Origin of the sequence: Pseudomonas oryzicola (assembly GCF_014269185.2) — a bacterium.
Taxonomy (GTDB): domain Bacteria; phylum Pseudomonadota; class Gammaproteobacteria; order Pseudomonadales; family Pseudomonadaceae; genus Aquipseudomonas; species Aquipseudomonas oryzicola.
Map to the genome: position 1 here is coordinate 3,043,693 of NZ_JABWRZ020000001.1, position 24,732 is coordinate 3,068,424.

The 24,732-nt window shown below is 65.2% G+C and carries 21 protein-coding genes and 1 riboswitch; of the genes, 10 read left to right on the forward strand and 11 right to left on the reverse strand.

The annotated features are described in order from the left end of the window. The gene (locus HU760_RS14020) at positions 1–1,911 is read right to left on the reverse strand and encodes a sigma-54-dependent Fis family transcriptional regulator (protein WP_186676712.1); all 1,911 of its coding nucleotides are present in this window, start codon (positions 1,909–1,911) and stop codon (positions 1–3) included. A 356-nt stretch (positions 1,912–2,267) separates the two neighbouring features. On the opposite strand from HU760_RS14020, the gene HU760_RS14025 reads away from it, so the two are divergent. After that, a complete protein-coding gene (locus HU760_RS14025; RefSeq protein ID WP_186676710.1) occupies positions 2,268–3,338 on the forward strand; it encodes an enoyl-CoA hydratase/isomerase family protein in 1,071 nt (356 codons plus the stop codon). 16 nt (positions 3,339–3,354) lie between these two features. Next, the gene (locus HU760_RS14030) at positions 3,355–4,506 is read left to right on the forward strand and encodes an acyl-CoA dehydrogenase family protein (RefSeq protein ID WP_186676702.1); all 1,152 of its coding nucleotides are present in this window, start codon (positions 3,355–3,357) and stop codon (positions 4,504–4,506) included. A gap of 132 nt (positions 4,507–4,638) precedes the next feature. Here the strand turns inward: HU760_RS14030 and HU760_RS14035 are convergent, their stop codons facing one another. Next, on the reverse strand, positions 4,639–5,571 hold the full coding sequence (locus tag HU760_RS14035) for a LysR family transcriptional regulator (RefSeq protein ID WP_186676701.1): 933 nt from the start codon (positions 5,569–5,571) through the stop codon (positions 4,639–4,641). A 119-nt stretch (positions 5,572–5,690) separates the two neighbouring features. Between HU760_RS14035 and HU760_RS14040 the strand changes: the two genes are divergently transcribed. Further along, positions 5,691–5,951 (forward strand): DUF2790 domain-containing protein, encoded by a 261-nt coding sequence (locus HU760_RS14040; protein WP_186676700.1) that lies wholly within the window; start codon positions 5,691–5,693, stop codon positions 5,949–5,951. 1 nt (position 5,952) lies between these two features. Here HU760_RS14040 and HU760_RS14045 read toward each other — a convergent pair whose 3' ends face one another. Next, positions 5,953–6,645 carry a tRNA (adenine(22)-N(1))-methyltransferase gene (locus HU760_RS14045; protein ID WP_186676699.1) on the reverse strand — a complete coding sequence of 231 codons (693 nt, stop codon included), beginning with the start codon at positions 6,643–6,645 and terminating at the stop codon, positions 5,953–5,955. Between the two features lie 137 nt (positions 6,646–6,782). Between HU760_RS14045 and HU760_RS14050 the strand changes: the two genes are divergently transcribed. Continuing rightward, on the forward strand, positions 6,783–7,163 hold the full coding sequence (locus HU760_RS14050; RefSeq protein WP_186676698.1) for a RidA family protein: 381 nt from the start codon (positions 6,783–6,785) through the stop codon (positions 7,161–7,163). A 190-nt stretch (positions 7,164–7,353) separates the two neighbouring features. Then, a complete protein-coding gene (locus HU760_RS14055) occupies positions 7,354–9,354 on the forward strand; it encodes a peptidase U32 family protein (RefSeq protein WP_186676697.1) in 2,001 nt (666 codons plus the stop codon). 52 nt (positions 9,355–9,406) lie between these two features. On the opposite strand, the gene HU760_RS14060 is transcribed toward HU760_RS14055, so the two are convergent. Then, positions 9,407–10,732: a sigma-54 dependent transcriptional regulator gene (locus tag HU760_RS14060; RefSeq protein ID WP_186676694.1), complete on the reverse strand. Its 1,326-nt coding sequence runs from the start codon at positions 10,730–10,732 to the stop codon at positions 9,407–9,409. Positions 10,733–11,074: 342 nt separating this feature from the next. Between HU760_RS14060 and HU760_RS14065 the strand changes: the two genes are divergently transcribed. Beyond that, complete coding sequence (locus tag HU760_RS14065; protein WP_186676691.1) at positions 11,075–11,341, forward strand: hypothetical protein; 267 nt, start codon at positions 11,075–11,077, stop codon at positions 11,339–11,341. 108 nt (positions 11,342–11,449) lie between these two features. Here the strand turns inward: HU760_RS14065 and HU760_RS14070 are convergent, their stop codons facing one another. The 4 genes from HU760_RS14070 to cobW form a co-directional block, all read right to left on the reverse strand. Continuing rightward, complete coding sequence (locus HU760_RS14070; protein WP_186676688.1) at positions 11,450–12,016, reverse strand: vWA domain-containing protein; 567 nt, start codon at positions 12,014–12,016, stop codon at positions 11,450–11,452. A gap of 101 nt (positions 12,017–12,117) precedes the next feature. Next, positions 12,118–13,140, reverse strand: coding sequence for a magnesium chelatase ATPase subunit I (locus HU760_RS14075; RefSeq protein WP_186676685.1), 1,023 nt, complete (start codon positions 13,138–13,140; stop codon positions 12,118–12,120). Between the two features lies 1 nt (position 13,141). Next, positions 13,142–16,903: a cobaltochelatase subunit CobN gene (cobN, locus tag HU760_RS14080; RefSeq protein WP_186676682.1), complete on the reverse strand. Its 3,762-nt coding sequence runs from the start codon at positions 16,901–16,903 to the stop codon at positions 13,142–13,144. A 3-nt stretch (positions 16,904–16,906) separates the two neighbouring features. Then, entirely contained in the window at positions 16,907–17,974 is a 1,068-nt protein-coding gene (gene cobW, locus HU760_RS14085; RefSeq protein WP_186676679.1) for a cobalamin biosynthesis protein CobW, read from the reverse strand. Between the two features lie 101 nt (positions 17,975–18,075). Further along, positions 18,076–18,288, reverse strand: a riboswitch (cobalamin riboswitch). 205 nt (positions 18,289–18,493) lie between these two features. Between cobW and HU760_RS14090 the strand changes: the two genes are divergently transcribed. After that, entirely contained in the window at positions 18,494–19,513 is a 1,020-nt protein-coding gene (locus HU760_RS14090; protein ID WP_087501753.1) for a branched-chain amino acid aminotransferase, read from the forward strand. Positions 19,514–19,825: 312 nt separating this feature from the next. Beyond that, positions 19,826–20,302, forward strand: a complete 477-nt coding sequence (locus tag HU760_RS14095; RefSeq protein ID WP_186676676.1) for a DUF6708 domain-containing protein — start codon at positions 19,826–19,828, stop codon at positions 20,300–20,302. A 21-nt stretch (positions 20,303–20,323) separates the two neighbouring features. Here HU760_RS14095 and HU760_RS14100 read toward each other — a convergent pair whose 3' ends face one another. The 3 genes from HU760_RS14100 to HU760_RS14110 all read right to left on the reverse strand — a co-directional run bounded on the left by HU760_RS14100 (position 20,324) and on the right by HU760_RS14110 (position 23,485). Next, entirely contained in the window at positions 20,324–21,217 is an 894-nt protein-coding gene (locus HU760_RS14100) for a DUF2950 domain-containing protein (protein WP_186676673.1), read from the reverse strand. Continuing rightward, positions 21,214–22,677 (reverse strand): DUF3300 domain-containing protein, encoded by a 1,464-nt coding sequence (locus tag HU760_RS14105; RefSeq protein ID WP_186676670.1) that lies wholly within the window; start codon positions 22,675–22,677, stop codon positions 21,214–21,216. Before HU760_RS14105 ends, HU760_RS14100 begins: the two co-directional genes overlap by 4 nt. A gap of 148 nt (positions 22,678–22,825) precedes the next feature. Then, a complete protein-coding gene (locus HU760_RS14110) occupies positions 22,826–23,485 on the reverse strand; it encodes a VIT1/CCC1 transporter family protein (RefSeq protein ID WP_186676667.1) in 660 nt (219 codons plus the stop codon). A gap of 130 nt (positions 23,486–23,615) precedes the next feature. Between HU760_RS14110 and HU760_RS14115 the strand changes: the two genes are divergently transcribed. Together HU760_RS14115 and HU760_RS14120 are read left to right on the forward strand one after the other, a co-directional pair. After that, positions 23,616–23,867, forward strand: a complete 252-nt coding sequence (locus HU760_RS14115) for a hypothetical protein (RefSeq protein ID WP_186676664.1) — start codon at positions 23,616–23,618, stop codon at positions 23,865–23,867. A gap of 81 nt (positions 23,868–23,948) precedes the next feature. Then, complete coding sequence (locus tag HU760_RS14120; protein WP_186676661.1) at positions 23,949–24,668, forward strand: TorF family putative porin; 720 nt, start codon at positions 23,949–23,951, stop codon at positions 24,666–24,668. Positions 24,669–24,732 lie beyond the last annotated feature (64 nt).

The following is a 24,732-nucleotide window of genomic DNA, read 5'->3' on the forward strand; positions in this document are numbered from 1 at the left end:
TCAGCCACGCAACTGTTTGAGCTTGCGGTACAACGTGGCCCGGCTGATGCCAAGCGCCTCGGCGGCGGCCGAAACGTTGCCCTGGTGGCGCGCCAGGGCGCCGCGGATCAGCTCCAGCTCGTTGTCCTTGAGGCTGCCGGAGGGCGGCGTGCCACTGGCCAGTTCGTCCAGCAGGCAATCGGTGAGGTGGTCCAGGGTCAGCACCTGCTCGCCGTCCTCGCGCATGGCCAGCGCCGTGCGCACGACCATTTCCAGTTGACGAATGTTGCCCGGCCAGTTGAACCCTTCGAGCAGTGCGCTCAGCGCCGGGTCAAGCGTGACACCGCGCGCCTCGGACTTGTCCAGCAGCCCCTGGATGATCGCGACCAGGTCAGCGCGCTCGCGCAGCGCCGGCAGGCGCAGCGATACGCCATTGACCCGGTAGTACAGGTCCTCGCGGAAACGCTGCTCCTGTACCAGGCGCTTGAGGTCGCGGTGAGTGGCGCAGATCAGCGCCACGTCAATGTCCTGCTCGTCACCCGCCCCCAGCGGCGCCACCCGCCGCTCCTGCAACACGCGCAGCAGGCGCGCCTGCAGGGCCAGCGGCATGTCGCCGATCTCATCGAGGAACAGCGTGCCGCCATGAGCCTGCATCAGTCGCCCGACCATGCCGCCCCGGCGCGAACCGGTAAATGCCCCCTCGCGATAGCCAAACAGTTCGGATTCGATCAGCCCTTCGGGAATGGCCGCGCAGTTGACCGCCACGAACGGCTTGCCGGCCCGCGCGCTGGCCTGGTGCAAGGCTCGGGCGGCCACCTCCTTGCCGGTACCGGTCTCACCCAGCAGTAGCACCGGCAGGCCATTGCCCAAGCCTTGGCCGGCCATGCGCAGGTTGCGTGCCAGGCGCGGGTCGCCACCGGCCAAGGCATCAAGTGCCGGCGCCTGCTTGCTCGGCGTTGGCTTGCCGGCCGGCGTGCTGCCATTGACCCGGCCATGGCGCGGTAGCTGCTGGGCGCGGAAGAAGAACTCGCCCTTGGCCGTTTGCACACTGCTCACCCCGCCCTGCCACAGGCGGGCGATGAAGGCCGGTGCGCGGTCCCCCAACAGTTCGCTGCTGCGCCGCCCGATCAGCTCATGGCGCGCCACCTGCAGCAGCTGGCAGGCGCTGTCGTTGGCGGCCAGTACCGCGCCGTCCAGGCTCAGTGCCAGCAGGCCATGCCAGGCACTGTTGAGGTACTGCGGGCGGCTGTGAAAGGCCAGCACCAATTGCTCCGGGTGGCACAGGCCGAACAACCGGCTTTCGATGTTGCCGGCCGCCAGCATCAGCGTCGACAAGCTGTCCTGGGGCTGGGCCATCACCCCTTCGCGGGTGATGTCGAGCACACCGATCACTTCGCCTCGCGGGTCGCGCAGCGGCACGGAGGTGCAGGAAAACGGGCTGAGGCGGTCCAGGTAGTGTTCGCCGCAGTTGATCAGCGTTGGCCGGCCTTCCACCACTGCCGTGCCGATGGCATTGGTGCCACGCAGCGACTCGCTCCAGCAACTGCCCGGGTGCAGGTCGCGCAGGCCTTCACGCTGCAGCACGTGCTTCTGCCCTTCGATGGCCAGCACATTGGCCTGGGCATCGCCGAGGATGACGATCCCGGCCTTGCCCTGGCGCGCGACCAGGTAATCCAGTTCGGGGGTGACGGCGTCGACCAGCAGGCGGTTACGCTCCAGCAGCATGCGCAGGTCATGGCCTTGCTGCAGGCCCAGGCCAACCTGCTCGCCCTGCAGGCAGTCCAGGCCATGGCCCAGGCTGCGGCGCCAGGAGGCGTCTATCTCGTCGCGCAGCATGCCCAGCGGCAGCTCGCCTTCGCTGGCCAGCTTCAGACGGGCCTGGCGGGATTCATGCAACGGGTCGTGGGCGTTTGTTATGAGTTGTCGCGCCATTTTCTACTCCGGCTGTGCCCCACAAGGTGGCGGGGAACGGGCTTGGGAATTTTCCGCAGTGTGCGCGAGAAAAGGCTGGGCGTCATCTGGTGGCTGCGTGGTGCATGGCTGGGGCAAGACCCGGGCCGACTGACCTTTGGCAGTCACGCGGCGTTACCTGCCCCAGGGGCCCCGCCCAGTTCGAGGAGCAACCGAAACCTTGGTAGAGTGGCGGTAGCGTCGGCCAAGGCAAAAATGCAGAATCCCCCTGCAGATATGTCGATTGTGCACGGCAAATTCGCATGACAGGATTCTGCGATCCTCCAGCGAATTCCAGACTTCACTTGGAAAATCAATAACAAAGCAGGGAGAACGCAATGACTGCGCACGCTACTACCTCAGCCACCGACCCTGTGCTGGCCGAAGTCCGCAACCACATCGGCCACCTGACCCTGAACCGCCCTGCCGGCCTCAATGCCCTGACCCTGGACATGGTGCGCAGCCTGCGCCGGCACTTCGACCTGTGGGCCAACGACCCGCAGGTGCAGGCCGTGGTACTGCGTGGCGAGGGCCCCAAAGGCTTCTGTGCCGGTGGCGACATCCGGTCGCTGCATGACAGCTTCAAAGCGGGCGAAACGCTGCATGAGACGTTCTTCGTCGAGGAATACGCGCTCGACCTGGTCATCCACCATTACCGCAAGCCGGTGCTGGTGCTGATGGACGGCTTCACCCTGGGCGGCGGCATGGGCCTGGCCCAGGGCTGCGACCTGCGCGTGGTCACCGAGCGCAGCCGCCTGGGCATGCCCGAAGTGGGCATCGGCTACTTCCCTGATGTAGGCGGCAGCTACTTCCTGTCGCGCATCCCTGGCGAGCTGGGCACCTACCTGGGCGTCAGCGGCGCCCAGATCCAGGCAGCCGATGCGCTGTACTGCGGCCTGGCCGACTGGTACCTGGCCAGCGACAAGCTCGCCGCCCTCGACCACGGCCTCGACCAGTTGCGCTTTGGCGACCACCCGCTCAAGGACCTGCAGAACCTGCTGGCCGGGCTCGGCACCCAGGTGCTCGACGATGCCCCACTGGAAAAACTGCGCCCGGTCATCGACCACTTCTTCGCCCTGCCCGATGTGCCGGCCATCGTCGAACAACTGCGCACTGTCAGCATTGGCGACAGCCACGCCTGGGCCGTGGCCACCGCCGACCAGCTGGAAAGCCGCTCGCCGCTGGCCATGGCGGTTACCCTGGAGATGCTGCGCCGTGGCCGCCACCGGAGCCTGGAGGACTGCTTTGCCATGGAGCTGCACCTGGACCGTCAGTGGTTCCAGCACGGCGACATCATCGAGGGCGTGCGTGCGCTGATCATCGACAAGGACAAGCAGCCGCGCTGGAACCCACCGACCCTGGCTGCCTTGCAGCGCCAGCGAGTCGAACAATTCTTCGAAGGCCTGTGAGCCGGGGAGTACACAGATGCAAGACCTGGAACTGAGCGAAGAACAGATCATGATCCGCGACATGGCCCGGGACTTCTCCCGTGGCGAGATCGCCCCGCATGCCCAGGCCTGGGAAAAGGCCGGCTGGATCGACGATGGCGTGGTGCGCAAGATGGGCGAACTGGGCCTGCTGGGCATGGTCGTGCCGGAACAGTTCGGTGGCAGCTACACCGACTATGTCGCCTACGCCCTGGCCGTCGAAGAGATTGCCGCCGGCTGCGGCGCCACCGGGGCGATGATGAGCATCCACAATTCGGTGGGCTGCGGCCCGCTGCTGGCCTACGGCACTGCCGAACAGCAACAGCAGTGGTTGCCGCGCCTGGCCAGTGGCGAAGTGATCGGCTGCTTCTGCCTGACCGAACCGCAGGCCGGCTCCGAGGCGCATAACCTGCGCACCCGCGCCGAACTGGTGGATGGCCAGTGGGTGATCAACGGCGCCAAGCAGTTCGTGAGCAATGCCCGCCGCGCCGGGTTGGCGATCGTTTTCGCGGTGACCGATCCCGAGCTGGGCAAGAAGGGCCTCTCGGCATTCCTGGTGCCTACCGACAACCCGGGCTTCAAGGTTGATCGCAGCGAACACAAGATGGGCATCCGCGCGTCCGATACCTGTGCGGTGACCTTCGACAACTGCCGCATCCCCGCTGCCAATATCCTCGGTGAGCGTGGCAAGGGCCTGGCCATCGCCCTGTCCAACCTCGAAGGCGGCCGAATCGGCATTGCCGCCCAGGCCTTGGGCATAGCCCGCGCCGCATTCGAAGCCGCGCTGCTGTACTCACGTGACCGCGTGCAGTTCGGCAAGCCGATCAACGAGCACCAGAGCATCGCCAACCTGCTGGCCGACATGCAGGTACAGGTGAATGCCGCGCGCCTGCTCATCCTGCATGCCGCGCGCCTGCGCAGCGCTGGCAAGCCATGCCTGTCGGAGGCGTCACAGGCCAAGCTGTTCGCCTCGGAAATGGCCGAGCGGGTGTGCTCGATGGCGATCCAGGTGCATGGCGGGTATGGCTACCTGGAGGACTACCCGGTGGAGCGCTATTACCGCGATGCGCGGATCACGCAGATCTATGAAGGGTCGAGCGAAATCCAGCGCATGCTGATTGCGCGCGAGCTGAAGCACTATCCGCTGTAAGTAGCCGCAATGGCGGGGCCGCTGTGCGGCCCATCACCGGCAAGCCAGCCCTCAGACTGCATCGATCTCAAGCCTTGTGCAGTGCCTGTGGGAGCCGGCTTGCCGGCGCCAGGGCCACTACCAGACCGCAGGTCAGCGCCAATAACGCGCATCATCTACCACCTGGGCATGCCCCTCGAACAACGCTGGCAGCTGCTCCTTGAGGTAGTCGATCCAGGTCCGTACCTTGGCATCCAGGTAATGCCGTGACGGGTACACCGCGTACAGCGCGTTCTCCCTCAGCCGGTACGGGGCCAGCAGCCGGCACAAGCGCCCCTGTTCGATCGCCTGGCTGGCGGTATAGAACGGCAGCAGGCCAATGCCCATGCCCAGTTCGCTGGCCACCAGCATGGCGTCGGCGACGTTGGTGGAAAAACTGTCGCTCGGCGCGATCACGCATTGGTCCACCCCTTGCGGGAATACCCAGTCCCCTTCGTACATCGGGTAGGCCATGCGCAGGCAACGGTGCTGATGCAGGTCTTCCGGGCGTTCGGGTACGCCATGGGCCTGCAGATAGCTGGGCGCCGCACAGGGGATGCTGAAGATGTTGCCCAGCGGCACAGCGATCAACTGCGAATCCGGCAGCGCCCCGTCTACGGTAATCACCACGTCATGCCCTTCGGCCAGCGGATCCGGGTTGCGCTGGGACAGGGTCAGCTCGATCACCACTTCCGGACATAGCGCGTTGTAGCCGGCCACCAGCGGCATCAGCAGCAGCCCCAGCCCATGCGGGCAATGCAAACGCAGGTGCCCACGCGGGGTCAGGTGCGCACCACGGGCTTCGCCCACGGCTTCTTCGGTGAGCAACAAGATCTGCCGCGAACGCTCGAGGAACCGCTCGCCTGCCTCGCTCATGCGCAAACGCCGCGTCGTGCGGTGCAACAGGCGGGTCTGCAGCTGGTTTTCCAGTTCTGCCACGATGCGCGACACCTGCGCCGCGGAGATGTCCAGGGCGTTGGCAGCCGCAGCGAAGCTGCCGCATTCCACTACCCGGGCGAAGGTACGCATGGCATGCAGCATGTCCATGAATGGGCTCCTCGTTTACATTATTCTTGCGCCATAGGCAGGAATCTATCACGGATTAGCCCATTTATTGTGGATGACCAATGAATGGATCATGAGTCATCCACTGAAAGGAGCCTGCCATGAAACGCTCGATCACTGTCCTTGCCATAGCCGCCAGCCTCGCCTCGTTCGGCGCTCTCGCCGACACCGCCAGCAGCCAGCCCGCCAGTACCCACTACGAATACGGCATGCCGCTGGACGTGGCCAAGGTCATTTCCATCACCCCGGCCAGCAACGCCGCCGACTGCCAGGTCGGCACCGCGCACATGGTGTATGTCGACCACCAGGGCCAGCAGCGTGAAATCGACTACCGGGAGATGGGCAACTGCTCGCAGCAATGAATCAGGCCAGTACTGCGTTGATCCAGCCCACCTGTTGCCTGAAGTTGTCGAGCTTCGCTTGAGGCACGGCATCGCGAGCCCGCTCGAAGTTGGCCAGGGTCTGCTGCTTCTGCCGCAGCATGCGCCGCCACTTGACCAGGAACGCCTCGCTTTTCTCCTGCAGCAGCATCGGGCCGAAATACAGCTGTTCAGCGCTGTACGCTGCCGCCCCTGGCTCGGCGACGATGATCTCGTAGTCGAAGCGGTTCTCCCGCAACAGTTCTTCGTTGACGATGCGCAAGCCATTGTCCATCAGCCATTGGCGCAGTTCGCGCTCACCGCCATTGGGCTGTAGCACCAGGCGGGTGACGCCAGCCAGGCGTTGCTTACCGGCCTCGAGGATGTCACACATGGTGTCGCCGCCCATGCCACAGATGCTGACCACCGAGATGCGGTCCTCTGGCTCGATCGCTGCCAGGCCATCGGCCAGGCGCACGCTGACCCGACCTTCCAGGCCGTTCCTGCGCACGTTTCGCTGGGCCGAGGCGAATGGCGTCTGTGCCACCTCGCCGGCCACTGCCGCCGCCAGCACCCCGCGCAACATCAAGGCCACCGGCAGGTAGCCGTGGTCCGAGCCGATGTCGGCCAGGCGCGCGTCCTGTGGCACATAGGCGGCCACGCGCTCCAGGCGCCTGGACAATGTCTGTTCGTTCACGGTAAACCCCTGGCTTTGCAATGGGGCGCGATTGTGACGGCGAACGCCAGGCATTTCAAACACCGGGGCGCCCTCGACCGGGCCAGCGCGCTCGCGTAGGCTTGCCGCTTTCCTTCCGTTGCAAGGCAAGACACACCATGGCAAATGCAGACATCATCTACACCCCGGACCCGGACGCCGAGTCGATCTCTTCTGACGTCGCCGAATACAATGGCGTGCTGGTCACCACTCAGATCCCGACCCACGCCGACGGCAGCCTGGAGCTGGGTGGCATCGTCGAGCAGAGCGAGTGCACCCTGCAGGCGCTGAAGGTGGCGCTGGAAAAAGCCGGCAGCGGCATGGACCGCGTGCTGCACCTTACCATCTACCTGACCGACATGGCCGACCGCGCGGCGTTCAACGAGGTGTACCAGCGCTACTTCAGCAAGCCCTGGCCGGTACGCGCCGCCGTCGGCGTGGCTGCGCTGGCAGTCGAAGGCATGCGCGTGGAAGTGACCGCGATGGCCGCCAAGCGCTGATTCACCTGCAAGGGCCCTATCGCCGGCAAGCCAGCTCCCACCCCGACCGCGCTGCAGTACCTGTGGGAGCCAGCTTGCCGGCGATAGGGCCAGTGCGGGCATTGCACCTCTCGGCACCGCAATGATGCCGCCAGCCGCTTTCACCGCTACAATGCCCGCCTAAACCGTGACAGCCCGAACCTATAACGACATGTCCCTTCCAAAGAATCACCTGGAACTGCTCAGCCCTGCCCGTGACGTCGCCATCGCCCGCGAAGCGATCCTGCACGGCGCAGACGCCATCTATATCGGCGGCCCGAGCTTCGGCGCGCGCCATAACGCCTGCAACGAAGTCAGCGATATCGCCGAACTGGTCGAGTTCGCCCATCGCTACCACGCCCGTGTTTTCACCACCATCAACACCATCCTCCACGACAACGAGCTGGAACCGGCGCGCACGCTGATCCACCAGCTGTACGACGCCGGCGTCGACGCCCTGATCGTGCAGGACCTGGGCGTGATGGAACTGGACATCCCGCCGATCGAGCTGCACGCCAGTACCCAGACCGACATCCGCACCCTGGCACGGGCCAAGTTCCTCGACCAGGCCGGCTTCTCCCAGCTGGTGCTGGCCCGCGAGCTGAACCTGCAGCAGATCCGTGCCATCGCCGCCGAGACCGACGCCGCCATCGAGTTCTTCATCCACGGTGCTTTGTGCGTGGCCTTCTCCGGCCAGTGCAACATCTCCCACGCGCAGACCGGCCGCAGCGCCAACCGTGGCGATTGCTCCCAGGCCTGCCGCCTGCCCTACACCCTGAAGGATGACCAGGGCCGCGTGGTGGCCTTCGAGAAGCACCTGCTGTCGATGAAGGACAACAACCAGACCGCCAACCTGCGCGACCTGGTCGATGCCGGCGTGCGCTCGTTCAAGATCGAAGGCCGCTACAAGGACATGGGCTATGTGAAGAACATCACTGCCCACTACCGCAAGGAACTCGACGCCATCCTCGAGGACCGCCCGGACCTGGCCCGCGCTTCCAGCGGCCGCACCGAACACTTCTTCGTGCCCGACCCGGACAAGACCTTCCATCGCGGCAGCACCGACTACTTCGTCACCGACCGCAAGGTCGACATCGGCGCCTTCGACTCGCCAACCTTCACCGGCCTGCCGGTGGGTGTGGTGGAGAAGGTCGGCAAGCGCGACCTGCAAGTAGTCACCGAAGTGCCACTGACCAATGGCGACGGCCTGAACGTGCTGGTCAAGCGCGAAGTGGTGGGTTTTCGCGCCAACATCGCTGAGCTGCGCAGCGCGTTCGAGGAAGAAGGCGAGAAGCGCTACCGTTACCGCGTCGAGCCCAACGAGATGCCTGAAGGCCTGCACAAGCTGCGGCCCAACCACCCGCTGTCGCGCAACCTCGACCACAACTGGCAGCAGGCCCTGCAACGCACCTCGGCCGAACGCCGGGTCGGCGTGCAATGGCACGCGGTGTTGCGTGAACAGCGCCTGGCGCTGACGGTCACCAGCGAGGAAGGCGTGAGCGCGCAGGTGGCGCTGGACGGCCCGTTCGGCCCGGCCAACAAGCCGCAGCGGGCGCTGGAGCAGTTGCACGACCTGCTCGGCCAGCTGGGGACCACGATGTACCACGCCGACAGCATCGAACTGGACGCCCCGCAGGCGTACTTCATCCCCAACTCGCAGCTCAAGGCCCTGCGCCGCGAAGCCATCGAGGCGTTGACCGCCGCACGTGTCCAGGCGCACCCGCGTGGTGGGCGCAAGGCCGAGACCACGCCACCGCCGGTGTACCCCGAGTCGCACCTGTCGTTCCTGGCCAACGTGTACAACCAGAAAGCCCGTGACTTCTACCACCGCCATGGTGTGCAACTGATCGACGCCGCCTACGAGGCCCATGAAGAGCACGGCGAAGTGCCGGTGATGATCACCAAGCACTGCCTGCGCTTCTCCTTCAACCTGTGCCCCAAGCAGGCCAAGGGCGTGACCGGCGTGCGCACCAAGGTGGCGCCGATGCAGCTGATCCAGGGCGACGAAGTGCTGACCCTGAAGTTCGACTGCAAACCGTGCGAAATGCATGTGATCGGCAAGATGAAGAGCCACATCATCGACCTGCCGACCCCAGGCAGCGCGGTGGCCCAGGTGGTGGGGCACATCAGCCCGGAAGACCTGCTCAAGACCATTCCACGCGGGCCGCATTGAGCGTAGCGCCAGCGGGTTCGCCCGATCCGGCAAGGGCCGGGCGAACCCGCCCTCAGCGTATCTGGTGCTTGTGCAGCAACCGATAGAACGTCGGCCGCGAAATGCCCAGCACCCTGGCCGCCACGCTCAGGTTGTCACTGTGCCGGTTGAGCACGTCGCATAGCGCCTGGCGCTCGGCCCGGTGCTTGTACTCCTCCAGCGTGCCCAGTGGCGGTTGTGCCGGGTCGAGCGTCTCCAGCCCCAGGTCCTGCGCTTCGATTTGCCGGCCTTCGGCAAGGACCAGCCCGCGGCGTACCCGGTTGGCCAGCTCACGCACATTACCCGGCCAATCATGCCGGCCCATGGCCGCCAGGGCGTTGTCGCTGAACGAACGCGGGCGGCGCCCGGTTTCCAGGCTGTAGAACTGGGCAAAGTGGCTGGCCAGCATGGACAAGTCACCATGCCGGTCACGCAGTGGCGCGGTGACCACCTGCAGGACGTTGAGACGGTAATACAGGTCCTCGCGGAAGCGCCCTTGCTCGATTGCCTTTTCCAGGTCGACGTGGGTAGCCGCCAGCACCCGCACGTCCACCGGGATCGGCTGGCTGCCGCCCACGCGCTCGATATGCTTTTCCTGCAGAAAGCGCAGCAGGTTGGCCTGCAGCTCCAGCGGCAAGTCGCCGATTTCGTCGAGAAACAGCGTGCCGCCGTGGGCGGCTTCGATGCGCCCGGTCTTGCGTTGGTGAGCACCGGTGAACGCGCCTTTTTCGTGGCCGAACAATTCCGACTGGATCAAGTGCTCGGGTATCGCCCCGCAGTTGATGGCGATGAACGGTTGCTCGCTGCGCTGCGACTGGCGATGCAGGGTGCGGGCCACCAGTTCCTTGCCGGTGCCACTTTCACCCCGGATCAGCACCGGCGACTCGGTGGGTGCCAGCTTGCCCAGCAGCTTGCGCAGCTCGCGGATCGGGCGGCTTTCACCCAGCAGCTCGTGGGTGGTTTCCTCGACCTTGCGCACGCCCCTGCCGCGCAGGCGGGCCATGCCGAAGGCACGGCCCAGGGTTACCTGCACCCGGGATACGTCGAATGGCAGGGTATGGAAGTCGAAAAACCACTCGCAGACAAAATCGCCGACCGCCGGCATGCGCAACTGTTCGGCGCTGAGCACGGCAATCCATTCGGTATTGCTGCGGGTGATCAGGTCCTTGACCGCATCCGGATGCCTCAGGTGCACAGCCTGCAAGCGTAACAGGCCCACATCGCAAGGCTGATCCAGCGCGTCCCCAAGCCTGCAGCTGTCCACATCCCAGCCTGCGCTGCGCAGGCCAGGCAACAAGCGATGACAGTCGTCGCAAGGGTCGACGATGAGCAAACGGCGTTGGGCGGCAGGCTGTTGCATGACCGATCCTTGGCGCCAGTTTTTGGTTTTGTGAAATAAAACAGCAAGTTGTGGCGCCCGATTAACAGTAGCAACGAAGTTGACGGTGCCCAGTACCGTCTGTCTGCCGAATCATTTTTTTACAATCCGCCATGGGAATTTTCGCATTTTATCGACATCACATGGCGGCAAGGGTCGGGATGAAAACCCGCCCCGAAAAATTTTTTACAACCCCTGTGTGACTTGCCCCCGGACATTGAGCATCAGTACACATAACCCCGCGCTGCACTTCGCGATCACCGAGGCGACTTCAAAGCAACGCGGACTTCATCTGGATGTTTGGGACCATAGAGAGACCGAACCATGAATGCCCCGCTCCGTGTCAACGAAGCACTGCTGATTGCCGACCACGCCTTCGAACCCTTCCAGTGCGTAGCCTGGGATGCCCCCAACGGTACTGGTGAACTGAGCCTGGCAGTGATCGACCGGACCAGCACCCGCATCGGCAGCAAGCAAGTGTCGTCGAGCATCTATTCCGACCCGGCCCAGTGGGCCAGCCTGATTGAAGAAGTGCGCGCGGAACTCTGCGAAAAAGGTTACGACCTGCAACCGTGGTCGATGCCGAAATAATATAAGCCGGCAAAAACCAAGTGCGTGCTTGCCACGCACTTGTATAACTTCCTCAGTTGCTGTTCTGGCAACGCTGCTTGTTGCGACATTGTGTCGCGCCGGTACTTTTCAGTCCCGGATCTTGAACTGTTGCAAGTGCTGATAATCCGCTTGCAGTTGTTCCGCCAGACGCTGCGCGCGCCCCAGGCGCACCGGCGCCATTTCCATATCCACCAGCAACGTGGTGCACGGCATCGGCTGTACACCATTGCAATGCTGCAGGCGGCCATCGGTAAACACCAGGCAACGCAACGCTTCCTGCGGGTGGGCGCGTTGCCGTACCTGGAGCCAATGCCGGGCCTGTTCCAGTGCGGCAAGCAACGGCGTTCCGCCACCGGCACCCAAGGCGTGCAGCCACGGCTGCAAGGCGGCCGAAGCCTTCAGGCCGTGACGTTGCCACTGCGGCGTGCGCCCGCTGGCAGTCAGCAGGGCCAGCCTGGCGCGCTGGCGGTACGCCTGGTCGAACAGTGTCGCCAGCAGCCCCTTGGTTTGCGTCAACGCCTGGTGACGCCGGGTCGAGGCCGAGGCATCGACGATGACTAACCACAACTCGGCAGGCCTGGCCTGGCGCAGCTGCCAGCACAGGTCCTGGCGCAGCCGTGGCCGGCCCTTGAGCAAGGTCGGCAGCCAGGCCACCCGACCGGTGGTGGCAATGCGCGCACGGCCTGCGCGGGTGCCGTCCTGCTTGCCTGCGCCTGCTTTGGCATCCGACCCCTTGGCAGTTGGCTGGGGGATGCTCAGGGCTTTTTTGCCCAGTTCGGCACCTCGCGGCGGGCGCCGCTGGCGACTGGCTGCGCCGGCAATGCCCCCCAGTCGCCCTGCCCGGCCTGCTCGCCCGGGGCGCGGGGACCCTGCGGCACAGGCTGCTGTTGAGCCTGCGACGGCGTCGAAGGCGGGTTGGCCTGGGGTGCAACCCGGCGACGATGGCGCAGGGCGAACTCGGCCACCGCCTCGATATCGGCCTCTTCGATGGCTGCACCGCCGCGCCAGGCGCAGTGCGCGCGCGCAGCCCGCAGCCAGACCAGGTCGGCGCGCAGGCCATCGACCCCGGCGGCATAGCAGCGCTCGGTGATCCAGGCCAGCGCCTGGTCGTCCAGGGCGATGGCGGCCAGGGCGTGGCGGGCGGCCTGGCAGCGTTCGCGCAATTGCGCCTGGGCCTGGGCCCATTGCGCGCAGAACGCCTGCGGGTCGCTGTCGAACGCCAGGCGGCGACGAATGATCTGTTGACGCGCCGCGGGCTCGGGCAAGCCTTCGAGGGCCACGTTCAGGCCGAAGCGGTCGAGCAGTTGCGGGCGCAGCTCGCCTTCCTCCGGGTTCATGGTGCCGATCAATACGAAGCGGGCACTGTGCCGGTGCGAAATGCCGTCACGCTCGACCCGGTTGGTACCGCTGGCCGCCACGTCGAGCAACAGGTCGACCAGGGTGTCGGGCAGCAGGTTGACCTCGTCGACATACAACACGCCACCATCGGCCTGGGCCAGCACGCCCGGGGAGAACTGCGCCTTGCCCTGCCCGAGCGCGGCATCCAGGTCGAGCGTGCCGACCAGCCGTTCCTCGCTGGCCCCCAGAGGCAGGGTAACGAACGGCCCCTCCCCCAGCAGGTCGGCAAGGCCACGGGCCAGGGTGCTCTTGGCCATGCCACGCGGCCCCTCGATCAGCACTCCGCCGATCTTCGGGTCGATGGCCGTCAGGCACAGCGCCAGCTTGAGGTCATCGGCACCGACTACGGCTGCCAGCGGAAATTGCACGGGTTCACTCATTTCAAGCCTGTTCCTCGCCGTCGAGCAGTTGCTCCTCGAGGGCTTCGCGGTAATCGCCCGGCGCCTGCCACAGGCCCCGCTGCTGGGCCTCCAGCAGGCGCTCGGTAAGGTCGCGCAAGGCCTCGGGGTTGTGCTCGCGCATGAAGTCGCGAGTCGCCGGATCGAGCACATAGGCATCGGCCAGCGACTGGTAATGATGATCGTCGATCAGATGCGTGGTGGCATCGAAGGCAAACAGGTTGTCGACCGTCGCCGCCATCTCGAACGCGCCCTTGTAGCCATGGCGCTTGACCCCGTCGATCCACTTCGGGTTGAGCGCACGGGCGCGGATCACCCGGTTCAGCTCTTCCTTGAGGGTACGGATGCGTGGTCGGTCGGCCTGGCTGTGGTCGCCGTGATAGCTGGCCACGGCCGTAGCGGACAAGGTTTCCGACGCCGCCAGCATGCCGCCCTGGAACTGGTAATAGTCGTTGGAATCGAGCAGGTCGTGCTCGTGGTTGTCCTGGTTCTGCAATACCGCCTGCACCCTGGCCAGCCGCTCGGCGAACTGGGCGCGGGCCGGTGTCCCGTCGTCGCTGCCGCCGTAGGCATAGCCACCATGGTTGAGGTAGACCTCGGCCAGGTCGTCGCGGCTGTGCCACAGGCGCCCGTCGATGGCGTTCTGTACTCCGGCGCCGTAGGCCCCGGGTTTGGCGCCGAACACCCGCCAACCGGCCTGGCGCGCGGCCTGCTCGGCATCCAGCCCTTGCGCCTGCAGCGCGGCACGCTCGCTGCGCACACGGGCAGCCAAGGGGTTGAGATCGTCCGGCTCATCCAGTGCAGCGACTGCCTGCACAGCGGCATCGAACAGGCGGATAAGGTTGCCGAAGGCATCGCGGAAAAACCCGGAAACGCGCAAGGTCACGTCCACCCGCGGACGGTCGAGCAGGCTCAACGGCAGGATTTCGAAATCGTCGACGCGCTGGCTGCCGCTGGCCCATACCGGGCGTACGCCCATCAACGCCATGGCCTGGGCGATGTCGTCGCCGCCGGTGCGCATGGTCGCCGTGCCCCATACCGACAGGCCGAGCTGACGCAGATGGTCGCCGTGGTCCTGCAGGTGGCGTTCGAGGATCAGGTTGGCCGAGGCGAAGCCCAGGCGCCAGGCGGTGGTGGTGGGCAGGTTGCGCACATCCACGGTATAGAAGTTGCGACCGGTGGGCAGCACATCGAGGCGTCCGCGGCTAGGTGCACCACTGGGTCCGGCAGGCACGAAACGCCCTGCCAGCGCAGCCAGCAGGCCGCTGATTTCGGCGTTACCGCAGGCGTCCAGGCTGGGTGCCACCGCTTCACGCAGGGCCTGCACCACGTCGTGGACTGGTTGCCATTCACTCAGGGCAGGTAACTGTGCGGTGCCGCCCAGCGCCTGGTCGATTACCTGCAGCGCCAACAGTTCGAGGCGTTCGCGGGTATCGCCACAGGTGCGCCAGGGCTCGCTGCTCATGGCCTGCAACTGCTCAGGGCGTGCGCCCTGCCACGGCTGCCCGAGTTCGCAATCGAGCGGGTCGAAACCCGGCACCAGCACCTTGGCCAGGGCACGCAGCAGGCTGGCATTGCCGCCGCGACCGTCACCACGCTCGACCCGCAACAGCGCCAGCAGGGTATCCAGGCGCAGCCGGCCTTCCGGGGACTGGCCGAACACATGCAGGCCATCGCGAATCTGCGATTCCTTCAGGTCACACAGGTAGGTGTCCAGGCGCGGCAGCCACACGGCAGCATCGTCCAGTTGGCCTTCCAGCTGCAGTTCGCGGTCGATGTGGTTGGCCTTGACCAGTTCGAGAATGTCGCGCTGCAGCTCGCGGGCGCGCCGCGGGTCGAGCAGCTGCGCTTCGTAGAACTCGTCGGCCAATTGCTCCAGGTGGCGCAACGGGCCATAGGTTTCGGCACGGGTCAGCGGCGGCATCAGGTGGTCGATGATCACTGCCTGGGTGCGGCGCTTGGCCTGGGCACCCTCGCCCGGGTCGTTGACGATGAACGGGTAGATGTTCGGCAGCGGGCCGAGCAAGGCGTCCGGCCAGCACTGCGCCGACAACCCGACGCCCTTGCCGGGCAGCCATTCGAGGTTGCCGTGCTTGCCGACGTGGATCACCGCGTCGGCGGCAAAGGCATGGCGCAGCCAGAAGTGAAACGCCAGGTAGCCGTGCGGCGGCACCAGGTCCGGGTCGTGGTACACCGCGCTGGGGTCCACCTGGTAGCCCCGCGCCGGCTGAATGCCGACGAAGGTCAAGCCAAAGCGCAGGCCGGCCACCATCAGCCGGCCACTGCGGTACATCGGGTCCTGCTGCGGCGGCCCCCAGCGTTCCAGCACGGCCTGGCGGTTGGCCTCTGGCAGGCGCTCGAAGGCAGCCTGGTAGTCGGCCAGGCTCAGGCTCTGCGCGCAGGGGCGTAGGTCCAGATGGTCGAGGTCGTTGGTCACGCCGCCAAGCAACTGGTGGATCAGTTGCGTGCCGCTGCCCGGCAAGTCGGCCAGCGGATAGCCTTCGGCCTGCAGGGCCTTGAGGATGTTCAGCGCGGCCGCTGGCGTGTCCAGGCCAACGCCGTTGCCAATGCGGCCATCCCGGGTCGGGTAGTTGGCCAGCACCAGGGCCACGCGCTTTTGCGCATTCGGCAGGCGCGCCAGTTCGACCCAGCGGCGTGCCAGTTCGGCGACAAAGTCCATGCGCTCGGGGTGGGCGCGGTAGCAGACCACGTCGGACTGGCTGCGCTCGCTGCGCCAGGCCATGTCCTTGAAACTGACCGGGCGGGTGATGATGCGCCCGTCCAGCTCGGGCAAGGCGATGTGCATGGCCAGGTCACGCGCCCCCAGGCCCTGCTCGCTGGCTTCCCAGCCGGGCTGGTTGTCTTGCGCACAGATGGCCTGCAGCACCGGGATGTCGCGCCGGAACGGGCGCAGGTTGGGGCGTTCGGGGCTGGACAGGGCAAAGCCGGTGGTGTTGACCAGCACTTCGGCACCCACCTCGTCCAGCCAGGCTTCGACCTGCTCCAGGCAGGCGCTTTCCTTGAGGCTGGCCACGGCGATCGGCAACGGGTTGAGCCCGGCGGCCTGCAGGCGCTGGCAGAACACATCGATGAACGCGGTGTTGGCCGCCTGCAGGTGCGAGCGGTAGAACAGCAGTGGCGCCACCGGCTGTTCGGGATGCCACTGCGGGTACCAGTCCTCCAGCGTGGCGCTGCCCTTGGCCGGGTGATACACGGCGGTGCGCGGCAAAGGCTGCGGCTCGTCCCAGGCATAGTCGCGGCCCAGCCACTGGCTGGCCAGGCAGTTGAACAGGTTGATGGCATTGGCCTTGCCGCCCTGGCGCAAGTAGTGCCAGAGGCGCTCGGCCTGCTCGCCGCTGACACTGCCCAGGCTGGTCAGCTCCGGGTCCGGGCGGTCGTCGCCCGGCACCAGGATCAGTTGCACGCCACGGCCGGCCAGTTCGACCAGTTGCTCGACGCCATAGCGCCAGTAACCGACGCCACCGTGCAGCGACACCAGGATGACCTTGGCATGGCGCAGTACCTGGTCGACGTACAGGTCGACCGAGGCATGGTTCTGTACCTGCATCGGGTTGGCCAGGCGCAGGCTGGGGTAATCCTCGGGCAATTGCTCGGCAGTATCGGCGAGCAATGCCAGGTGCGAATCGCCGCTGCAGAGAATCACCAGCTCGGCGGGCGTCTGGCCGAGGTCGGCAATGCTGTCATCCGGCACGAAGCCGCCGGGCTGGGTCCGCAGCAGGTGCATGGGTCAGGCGCCCAGTGCCTGGCGCAGGCGCGCTTCCAGCTGGGCGGCGTCGAGGTCCTGGCCAATCAGCACCAGGCGGGTGATGCGCGGCTCGTCGGCGCGCCAGGCGCGGTCGAAGTGCTTGTCGAAACGGGTACCCACGCCTTGCACCAGCAGGCGCATCGGTTTGCCCGGGATGGCAGCGAAGCCTTTGGCGCGCAGGATGCCGAACTCCACCACCAGCTGGGTCAGGGCATCGAGCAGCAGGCTTTCGTCGGCTTCGGGCAGGTCGATTGAGATGGAGTCGAAGGCGTCGTGGTCATGATCGTCATGGTCATCACCGTCATGGTGGGAATCATGGTGGGTACGGCGGCCATCGATGTGCGCCTCGGACTCGGCGCCCACACCCAGCAGCACCTCCAGCGGCAGCTTGCCGCTGCTGGCCTCGACAACCTTGACCGCCGGAGGCAGTTCTTCGGCCACCTCGGTGCGGACCTTGGCCAGGCCTTCGGCGTCGATCAGGTCGGCCTTGTTCAGCACCACCAGGTCGGCGCTGGCCAACTGGTCGGCGAACAGTTCGTGCAGTGGCGACTCGTGGTCCAGGTTGGGGTCGAGCTTGCGCTGGGCATCGACCTGGTCCGGGTAGGCGGCGAAGGTGCCGGCGGCCACCGCAGGGCTGTCGACCACAGTGATCACCGCGTCGACTGTGCAAGCATTGCGGATTTCCGGCCACTGGAAGGCTTGCACCAGCGGTTTGGGCAGCGCCAGGCCGCTGGTTTCGATGAGGATATGGTCCAGGTCGCCACGGCGTGCCACCAACTCGCGCATCACCGGGAAGAACTCTTCCTGCACGGTACAGCACAGGCAGCCGTTGGCCAGTTCGTAGACCCGACCGCTGGCTTCTTCCTCGGTGCAACCGATGCTGCACTGCTTGAGGATTTCACCGTCGATGCCCAGTTCGCCGAACTCGTTGACGATTACCGCGATGCGGCGGCCCTGGGCGTTGTCGAGCATGTGGCGCAGCAAGGTGGTCTTGCCCGAGCCGAGGAAGCCGGTGACGATGGTGACGGGGAGCTTGGCCAGTGTTTTCATGTCGCGGTGCCCTTGGCAGAATGGCGCGGGCATGCAGGACGACAGCCCGCAGGCCAGGCCGGCCGGGCTTGTTCGCCACCGGATCACCCCGCCCGGTTGAAAGTCGAAAACGTGACGAGGCAGGTCTCCTGGCTCGCACCGTTCCAGCTGCTCGCCAATGCGGCAGGCTGGCAGGATGACGCCTTCCCGCGCGCTGGCGCAGTGGCTGTGTCGATCCGTTGTCGGTGCTTACAGTTGCGGGGGCAGCCGCGGCTTGTACCGCGTTCCCGTCTTAGCTTCGGCCTCGCCGAAGAACCTCGAAGTGGCAAGGCTACGCAGTGGTTGGCGGGTGGTCAACCATTGCCGCTGGGGCTTGCCTCGATATGTTCAGCGCCGGGAGACCGGGCGCTGAAGGACCTCCGGTCAGCAGGGAGTTTCGTGACTGGCCGTTCCCGATCTGCCGCGGATGTATTATGGTGGCGTGGTGCGCATATAACAGCAGCCCGAGTGATTGGGCACTTGCAAGACAATGAGGGTGTCATGAGCAACGAAAGCATTAATTGGGACAAGCTGGGTTTCGACTACATCAAGACCGACAAACGCTACCTGTCCGTATGGCGCAATGGCGAGTGGGACAAAGGCACCCTGACCGAAGACAACGTGCTGCACATCAGTGAAGGCTCCACGGCCCTGCACTACGGCCAGCAATGCTTCGAAGGCCTGAAGGCCTACCGCTGCAAGGACGGCTCGATCAACCTGTTCCGCCCGGACCAGAACGCCGCGCGCATGCAACGCAGCTGCGCCCGCCTGTTGATGCCGCAGGTGCCGACCGATGTGTTCATCGAGGCGTGCAAGCAAGTGGTCAAGGCCAACGAGAAGTTCGTCCCGCCACACGGCAAAGGCGCCCTCTACCTGCGCCCGTTCGTGATCGGCACCGGTGACAATATTGGCGTGCGCACCGCCCCCGAGTTCATCTTCTCGATCTTCGCCATCCCGGTGGGCTCGTACTTCAAGGGCGGCATGAAGCCGCACAACTTCCAGATTTCCAGCTTCGACCGCGCGGCCCCGCAAGGCACTGGCGCGGCCAAGGTCGGTGGCAACTACGCCGCCAGCCTGCAGCCGGGTGCCGAAGCGAAGAAGGCCAACTTCGCCGATGCCATCTACCTCGACCCGCTGACCCACACCAAGATCGAGGAAGTCGGTTCGGCCAACTTCTTCGGCATCACCGCCAACAACGAGTTCGTCACACCGAAATCGGCCTCGGTGCTGCCAGGCATCACCCGCCTGTCGCTGATGGAACTGGCGCAATCGCGCCTGGGCCTGACCGTGATCGAAGGCGATGTCGAAATCAACAAGCTGGACCGTTTCGTCGAAGCCGGCGCCTGCGGTACTGCTGCGGTGATTACCCCGATCGGCGGCATCGAGTACAACGGCAAGCTGCACGTGTTCCATGACCTGGAAAAGGTCGGCCCGGTTACCCAGAAGCTCTACAACGAGCTGACCGGCATCCAGAGCGGTGATATCGAAGCACCGGCAGGCTGGATCGTCAAAGTCGCCTGAAGCGCCTCGGCGGTTTGAACAATGAGGCATGCCAGCAATGGCATGCCTCATTTTTTTTGCATTCAAGGGCGTTAAACCGAAGATTCCTACAACGTTTTAGGAAGCCCATTGCTCCCCGGCGAAGGCGTTCCTCGCTAGTGTTCTGGCCATTGCGTCAGATCACTGGAAAGGAACTCCTCATGAGCATCAGCAAGACCATCCACATCGCCATTTTATCTGGGTCTTGAGCGATCTCCCTTGGATGATCAACCATACGGACCCAACAATTCTTGAGAGTGTCCTCCTGCTAGTGTTCATGTACGCATTGTACTCATGAGCATCATTATCCTGTTCCGTGCTGATCTTGCCCCACCCAGGGATCTCCCCATCCGTTTCAACCGAGCCCGCCAGAAAATCTACGCCTACAACTTCAAACACCAATGGTGGAATCCGTTCGACAAAGGCAAGGTCGTTCCGGTCAGTTACGACTGGTCGCAAGTACGCGCCGAGCGCTGGTCCCAGGCCAGTCCCCTGCCAAATGGGGTCATTTTCAAATGGGGTGTCACACTTTCCATCGTCGCGCCCGGCACAAACAATGTGATCGACCGTTTCCCTCTGGTGACGATGGGCGCCGACCAGTACGCCTGGGCCTATATCTGCACGTACATGCAGAAAGGCCCGTCCGCCTTGCCGCTTCCCGGCGAACCCAAGGACCACAACGATCTGCTGTGGTGTGAAATCGCATTGCGCCTGGCCCCCAAGGTTACCTGGCCAGCCGGCATGGACCTGGAATCGCGAACCGCACCCTGAACCATCACGGGACTCGAGCACTCAATCCCCCGCCGGCACCTCCACCACCTTCCAGCTGTCATCCGGGTCGAAGCGTTTCATCTGCCTGGCCAGGTGGTCACCGTGCGGCCCGAGGTCCTTTTCGAACACCTCGCCGTCATGGCTGATCATGAAGCTCATCACCCCGCTGTCGTCGTACTTCGCCGGCCAGGCGACCATGGCAAAGCCGCGGCTCATGTGGTTGCCGATCAGGTAGCTGTAGGCGCCACCGGGGGCGGATGGGCCTTGGCCGTCGAGGATGCGGAAATGGTAGCCATACCACGCGTCGCCGATCACGTCCTGGCCAAACAGCGGGCCCAATGGGCTGACTTGCCCGTCACCGTCATCATCCCAATACAACCCGTCATGCTTGCCGGGCTCGCTGAAGATCTTCTGCGCGTATTCCAGCGCGCCGTCACCATTATGGTCCTGGGAGGCATAGTCCATTTGCGCGTCGTGGTAGGCCAGTAGCGACTGCATGGCCCCCAGCTCGTTGCGGCCGATGCGCCGGGCGCGGATCTCGGCACTGCCGGCCTTGAGGTCGAAACGCCAGCCCTGGCTGCCTCGGGTAAGCGGAATGGGCAGGGTCCAGTGCTCGCTGCCGACCGCGAGGATGGCCTTGCCCTCACCTGACATGTCGATACTGTGCCGGGCGCGATATTGTTCCAGGAAGGTGTCCACGTCAGCGCGCTGCACACCCCCGCGCGGTATGTAGATACGCCAGTCATCGCCCAGCAACTCGGCCAGGCGGGCTTCGTCGGGTTGCGCCTGGCCGAGCGCCGCGACGAAGGCTTCCACGGCCTTTTCCGGTGTCGGGAAGGCTTCCTGCGCAGCAACCACGGTTGACCAGAGCATGCCGGCCGCGATTGCCAGTGCCGCTATCGATTGACGGTTCATCGACGGCCACCTCCGCTGCGGCGTACAGGCGCACTGGGCCGAGAAATCGTATGCCCGGCGGCTCGCGACGCGCTCGGCCGCTGGGCGAACGACTGGCTGGTGCGACCACGGCTGGCCTGCATACTGGTGCGCGACGGTGCACGTACGCCATCAAAGGCATTGTTGCGGGCCCGACCGGCGCTGCTGCCGGGCCGGCTCTGCGCAAGCTGCCGCGCCTGGCCTTCACCCTGCCTGCGCGGGGTCACCTGGTTGTTCTGCTGGCGGGCCTGGGTGCTGCGGGCCTCCTGGCGGCGCTCAGCTACCCTGCTGTTGTCGTCACGCGGTTGCATGCGGTTGCCGACCGTATTGCCTGCTTGTGCCTCGCGCATCTGCTGGCGAGCCTGGCGGTTGCTGGTGGCTGGCCGTTCGATGCCGGCCCGGTCCATGGACGCGCGGGCCTTGTCACGGGCCTGGGCGCGCTGGGCATCGTCACCGCGGAAGGCGGTGCGCTGGCTGGCACCGTCGAGCTGACGGCCATACTGCTGGCGGCTACGGGCATCGCGGTAAGGCACACCGTCGCGGTTGGCGGCATTGTGCTGCCATTTGTTCTGGTTGTTGCCGATGCGGTTGTTGGCATTGATGTTGTTGTAGCGGTTGACGTCGATATCGATGTCGTTGTTGTCCCAGTCGCAGTCGCCCCACAACGAGGCGACGATCGCCACGCCGGTACCAAAGGCCAGGCCGGCAACCAGCGCAGAACCGGGGTAATACATGGGCGGCGGCGGGTAATAGGGCGGCGGCGAGGCCGGGTAGGCCCAGGTGCCATAGGTAGTGGTCGGGTTATAACTGGGCACGTACACCACTTGCGGGTCGGCCGGCTCGATGACGATGGTGGTAGGCGGGCTACTGGCCGCGACTACCTGGGTCGTGCCTCCACTGGCGGTTGGAGCTGGCGCCGGGGCGGCCTGCACAGTCACGTTCTGGTACTGGTTGCTCTGCAGGTTGCCAGCGGCCTGGGCCTGGTGGCGCAGGCGCTGCACGCCGCCCATGACATCGTCGGGCTGAGCGAGGAAGGCGTCACCCAGGCGTTGCACCCAGACCGGGTCCTGGCCCAGCGTGGCCAGCACCTGGGGGAAGGCGACCAAGGCTTGTACGCTCGGGTCCCAGGGCTGGTTCGCCACTTTCTTGACCGCATCGTCGCCGGAGGCCTTGGGGTTGGCCTTGGACCAGGTCACCGCTTCGCTGACCTGCCCCGGGTAGGTGGATGCCATCAGCACCTGAGCCAGCAAGGCATCGGGGTACAGGGCGATGGGCGCGAGCATCTGGTCCAGTTGTTCCTCGGTGAACACCGGGTCCTTGGCCACCACCGTCTCGGCTTGCGGTGCCGGGTTCGGGGCTGGCACGTCTTCTGCCGATGCCAGGCCAGGCATCGCGATCAGATACAAGGCTACCGACAACACCGCTGACAATGGCATGCGCATCGCTTCTCTCCGTGAGGTCGGACTGCGTGGGTTAAGGGTAGCAACGGCCATGCTTTTGGCCAGATGCGCGGGCGCAAACTTTTCGTGCACCAAGGGTGCCGTGGAGTGCAGGTGCCGCAACCCCGCTCAGGAAGTGGGTGAAGGCGCCTCAACCGCCCAGGGCAATGATCGCCAGGATCAACGCCGCCCCGACAGCCGCCAGGACCACACCGGTCAACTGGGTGCGACCACCGGAATAACGTGCCAGCAGCCAGCCCGCCAGGTACAGCATGGCCAGGGCCACCAGATGCGATACGCGGATGGCCGTGGCGGTGGTATCGATCAGCAAGAATGGGATCACCACCGGGAACGTCGCCAATACCACCAGCAGGAACGTGGCCAGGGCGGCCTTGAAATCATCCAGGCCCAGGCGTGCCGGTATGGGGCGGGCGGCATCGCGCAGCATGCGTTGGCGCAGCACTTCGAGCCCGTCCTCGTCCAGTGCCAGGCTGATGCGCGCCGGTAACGCAGCGGCAATCAGGCTGCGCCCCTGGCTGCCCTCGCTGGCCTGCATGCGGGCCAGCAGCGTACGGCTACGGGTACGCTCGGTCCAGGTGCGCAGCAGGTAGATGACCGCATCGGCCAGGCCCCAGGCCAGGTTGCAGCCGAACGCGGCAATCAGCATCAGTCGGGCATCTTCGCGCCCCGCAGTGGCCACGCTCAGCGAGCCGATGAAGGTCATGGCCATCAACAGCCCGAAGATCACTTCGGTAATCCGGTCAATCGGCTCCAGCACACCCCATTTGCGCGGTTGCTCGTCTTGCCCCATCACGCCCTCCCGGTTCCGCAGGAACCATCGATAGTCACTATCGAGAATGGCAATTTCTGCCCGATGGCCTGGCCGAATACCCTGACTTCATCGACTTGACCTTCCCCACACCGGTCCCTGGAGCTGCCCGATGAACACCCTGGCCCGCCTGCTGTCCGCCACCCTTGCCACTGTTGCGATCGCCAGCGCCAGCGGCTGTGCCAACCACCCCGAACTGCGCCCCTACAGCGCCGAAGAAACCCGCCAACTGCAACTCGAGGCGCTGCAACGGCGTGGCCTGTCGCTGGACGATTACGAGCAGCAACGGCGGGTGATCCAGCGTGCCGGCAGCCTGCCGGTGGTCACCGAAGCCGCCGACAGCGGCGGTTCGAGCAAAGGCTGAACGGACCAGCCAAAGGTTCCCTCCGCGCACCTGCACCGGTATGCTTTACCGCTCAACCGCAAGCCTTCCAGGACGGAGACCATGACCAGGCCCCTTCTGTTGCTGGGTGCGGCACTGCTGTTCTGCCCTGTGCTGCTGGCCCAACAGATCAAACGCGAACTGGGCGACTTCGACTTCACGCTCGGCACTACCCCCTCACGCAGCATGGCCCAAGGGCTGATCTCGCCCGGTGCCATCGGTGCGTTCCACGGCGGTCTCGACTTCAGCCACCCCAGCGGCTGGTACCTCGGCCAATACGCCCCGAGCATGGGCCTATCTCCTGATTCCACCCTGCGCCTGGACAGCTACCTGGGCTACAAGCACCGCTTCGACAGCAGCCTGGGCTACGAGGTCGGATTGATCCAGTATAGCCAGCCGAACATCGCCGGCCCCGACAGTTATGCCCTGTACGGTGGGGTGTCGGTACTGGGCAGCCGTTTCGGTGGTGCGCTGCGCGATACCCCTGATCATCGCACCGGCACGCTGTTCGCTGACTTCGGTCAATTGCCGCTGCTCGGCGTCGACGTTACCGCCAAGCTCGCCCATCACCGCCTGGGCAAACCCTTCACCCTTGGCGATGGCAGCCAGGTGACCGGCTTTTCCGACTGGTCGCTGGCGTTTTCCCGGCCCTGGCTTGGCATTGACCTGGACCTGATCTACAGCGACTCCGACCTCAGTGGTAGTGGTTGCGATGCGTACTCCGGCAGCAACACCTATTGCGACAGCATGGTCACGCTCAAGGCGCAACGCAGGTTCTTCTAGGCTCTGTGTGAAAAGTCTTGAGACGAAGGTCAGGCAAGGCGAAAACAGCCGAGGAAGCGGAGTT

Bases quoted from the DNA above. Each gene is read 5' to 3' on its own strand.
- HU760_RS14020 (WP_186676712.1), bottom strand. From the start codon at position 1,911: ATGGCGCGACAACTCATAACAAACGCCCACGACCCGTTGCATGAATCC.
- HU760_RS14025 (WP_186676710.1), top strand. From the start codon at position 2,268: ATGACTGCGCACGCTACTACCTCAGCCACCGACCCTGTGCTGGCCGAA.
- HU760_RS14030 (WP_186676702.1), top strand. From the start codon at position 3,355: ATGCAAGACCTGGAACTGAGCGAAGAACAGATCATGATCCGCGACATG.
- HU760_RS14035 (WP_186676701.1), bottom strand. From the start codon at position 5,571: ATGGACATGCTGCATGCCATGCGTACCTTCGCCCGGGTAGTGGAATGC.
- HU760_RS14040 (WP_186676700.1), top strand. From the start codon at position 5,691: ATGAAACGCTCGATCACTGTCCTTGCCATAGCCGCCAGCCTCGCCTCG.
- HU760_RS14050 (WP_186676698.1), top strand. From the start codon at position 6,783: ATGGCAAATGCAGACATCATCTACACCCCGGACCCGGACGCCGAGTCG.
- HU760_RS14055 (WP_186676697.1), top strand. From the start codon at position 7,354: ATGTCCCTTCCAAAGAATCACCTGGAACTGCTCAGCCCTGCCCGTGAC.
- HU760_RS14060 (WP_186676694.1), bottom strand. From the start codon at position 10,732: ATGCAACAGCCTGCCGCCCAACGCCGTTTGCTCATCGTCGACCCTTGC.
- HU760_RS14065 (WP_186676691.1), top strand. From the start codon at position 11,075: ATGAATGCCCCGCTCCGTGTCAACGAAGCACTGCTGATTGCCGACCAC.
- HU760_RS14075 (WP_186676685.1), bottom strand. From the start codon at position 13,140: ATGAGTGAACCCGTGCAATTTCCGCTGGCAGCCGTAGTCGGTGCCGAT.
- cobN (WP_186676682.1), bottom strand. From the start codon at position 16,903: ATGCACCTGCTGCGGACCCAGCCCGGCGGCTTCGTGCCGGATGACAGC.
- cobW (WP_186676679.1), bottom strand. From the start codon at position 17,974: ATGAAAACACTGGCCAAGCTCCCCGTCACCATCGTCACCGGCTTCCTC.
- HU760_RS14090 (WP_087501753.1), top strand. From the start codon at position 18,494: ATGAGCAACGAAAGCATTAATTGGGACAAGCTGGGTTTCGACTACATC.
- HU760_RS14095 (WP_186676676.1), top strand. From the start codon at position 19,826: ATGAGCATCATTATCCTGTTCCGTGCTGATCTTGCCCCACCCAGGGAT.
- HU760_RS14100 (WP_186676673.1), bottom strand. From the start codon at position 21,217: ATGAACCGTCAATCGATAGCGGCACTGGCAATCGCGGCCGGCATGCTC.
- HU760_RS14105 (WP_186676670.1), bottom strand. From the start codon at position 22,677: ATGCGCATGCCATTGTCAGCGGTGTTGTCGGTAGCCTTGTATCTGATC.
- HU760_RS14110 (WP_186676667.1), bottom strand. From the start codon at position 23,485: ATGGGGCAAGACGAGCAACCGCGCAAATGGGGTGTGCTGGAGCCGATT.
- HU760_RS14115 (WP_186676664.1), top strand. From the start codon at position 23,616: ATGAACACCCTGGCCCGCCTGCTGTCCGCCACCCTTGCCACTGTTGCG.
- HU760_RS14120 (WP_186676661.1), top strand. From the start codon at position 23,949: ATGACCAGGCCCCTTCTGTTGCTGGGTGCGGCACTGCTGTTCTGCCCT.